Raw genomic sequence first — 2,217 nt, 5'->3', positions numbered from 1 at the left:
TTTATCGTTTCTACAGTATGTCTCGCTCCCCCATCCTTTCAGTGTACCAAGGGTGGCCGATTTCGATTCACATATTTTATGCTCTACACCATATATTATATGTAGAATTATGCGTATATTTGGCATACGACTCTGAAAGAAGAATAAACCAACAATAAAACCTCATTACAAGTTCATCATGAAAATAACACTACGAAGCCTCATCATCGCCACATTACTAGCAGTATCAACCCTCACCATGAGCGCACATAAAGTCATTGCGCACCGTGGACATTGGAAAATGGAAGGCGCAGCACAGAACTCTCGTGAATCATTACAGAATGCTCTGGACTTGCAAATTTATGGGTCGGAGACCGATATTTGGCTCACTGCCGATGGACATTTGATGGTAAACCATGACCCTACGTTCAAAGGAGTAAACATACAACAAGCTACTTACAAGGAATGCAAAGCTCTCGTGCTTGACAACGGCGAGCACATGCCACAACTCAAAGACTTCCTCAAAATGCTCAAAAAGAGCAAAAGTCCCACTAAACTCATCATCGAAATCAAGTCGCACGCCACCCTCGAACGAAACAGAGAGGCCACCCGGAAGACTTTGCAAGAAGTAATGAAATATGGTATGGCCGACAGAGTGGAATATATCTCGTTCAACATGGACGTATGCAAGGAACTCATACGATTAGACAGTCATGCTAAAGTAGCCTATCTGCGTGGAAACGTCTCGCCCGAAGAGTTACACAAACTCCGCTTCACAGGTCTTGATTATCATTATAGCGCATTCCGACAACATCCGGAATGGATACGCCAAGCCCATGAATTAGGCTTGACCGTCAATGCTTGGACCGTAGACGAACCTGCCACCATTCAAGAGATGAGCGAGGCAGGTGTCGACTTCATCACCACCAATAATCCGATTGAAGCCATGCAAGGGGCACAATAATCCAAATGAAGTAGCCACCTTACTTCCACATGCACTTCACTTAATCCGTCGAAGATGTAAATATCTGATTTTAAGCACTTTATCATCACTTTACTGCAAAGCCGAGGCAGTATTGCTGTTCGGCTCATGCAGCACTGCTGCCACTCCCTTGCAACAACTTAAAACAGGCTCTTTTTGATATGTAAACAAACGACAAATACATAGGTTATTCATGTACTAACAATAAGACGACTGAAGCCCAATCTCAAGATGACGGACTGATAACCATCACCTCTGAACAATTTGAAAAAGGTGGAATGGAGATAGGTCAAGTTAGTACAGCAACCTTTCTTGAGAAAGTAGAATGCAAAGGATATATTTTTGCTCCCACAAATGCCATGGCTAAAGTCAGCACTCCCATCTCTGGCAAAATCAACACATTGAGATGTAAGGTGGGAGATTATGTCACTGCCGGTCAAGTAGTAGCGACTATATCCGGTAACGAGTTTATGAATTTACAGCAAAGTTTTGCAGAAGCGGCCATAGCCTACACTAAAGCGAAAGCTGACTACGAACGAGCAAGCGCCCTTTGGGCTGAACAGATTGGAGCTAAAAAGGATTATCTAGCAGCCAAAAGCATTTACAATAGCACATACGCCGGCTATCTGTCCCTCAAAGCAAGTATTACTACGCTGCACATAAATCCAACTCTGATAGAGCAAGGGAAAATGTCTGCTTCTTTTCCGATAACCGCCCCCATTAGCGGATATATCACAAAAGTAAATACATTATTAGGGGAATATACCGATATGCAAAACTATATTGCAGAGATAGTCAACCCCAATGCTCTCCAATTGAGACTTGAAGTATTCGATACAGATATAAGGAAATTGCACGTTGGCCAACAAGTTATATTTGGAACTGGCGGTAATGACAGCAAGAACCTACGAGCAAAAATATCTAACATCGGGAAAATCATCAATCCAGATACCAAAGCCATTAATTGTATAGCTACCATCGACAAATCCAATGGAACTATGATTATCAACGACAGTTATGTAGAGGCCATTATCAATATAAGTTCCAAACAAGGTTTTGCACTCCCTATTTCGGCCGTACAAAAGCAAGGTGAAAACTATTTTGTCTATACCATTGAGAAGAAAGACGGAGAAGACTATAAATTAAAGAAAAATCAAGTAATCATAGGAGCCATAGAACAAGATTACATCGAAATTAAAACAAAACTTCCCAAAAAGAAAATTATGGTACGTGGCATAGAAAACCTATAAAAGATT

The 2,217-nt window shown here is 41.5% G+C and carries 2 protein-coding genes; both read left to right on the top strand.

The annotated features are described in order from the left end of the window. The first annotated feature begins 178 nt into the window (after positions 1–178). On the top strand, positions 179–943 hold the full coding sequence (locus HMPREF0671_RS11570) for a glycerophosphodiester phosphodiesterase family protein (protein ID WP_036900936.1): 765 nt from the start codon (positions 179–181) through the stop codon (positions 941–943). 296 nt (positions 944–1,239) lie between these two features. After that, on the top strand, positions 1,240–2,211 hold the full coding sequence (locus HMPREF0671_RS11565) for an efflux RND transporter periplasmic adaptor subunit (protein ID WP_036900933.1): 972 nt from the start codon (positions 1,240–1,242) through the stop codon (positions 2,209–2,211). Positions 2,212–2,217: the final 6 nt, after the last annotated feature.

It is taken from the genome of Prevotella sp. S7 MS 2 (genome assembly GCF_000762865.1).
Taxonomy (GTDB): Bacteria; Bacteroidota; Bacteroidia; order Bacteroidales; family Bacteroidaceae; genus Prevotella.
Note: the sequence above shows the minus strand (reverse complement) of the source record. Positions and strands in the feature narration are given on the sequence as shown.

Coding starts and splice junctions, on each gene's coding strand:
- HMPREF0671_RS11570 (WP_036900936.1), top strand. CDS start 179: ATGAAAATAACACTACGAAGCCTCATCATCGCCACATTACTAGCAGTA.
- HMPREF0671_RS11565 (WP_036900933.1), top strand. CDS start 1,240: ATGGAGATAGGTCAAGTTAGTACAGCAACCTTTCTTGAGAAAGTAGAA.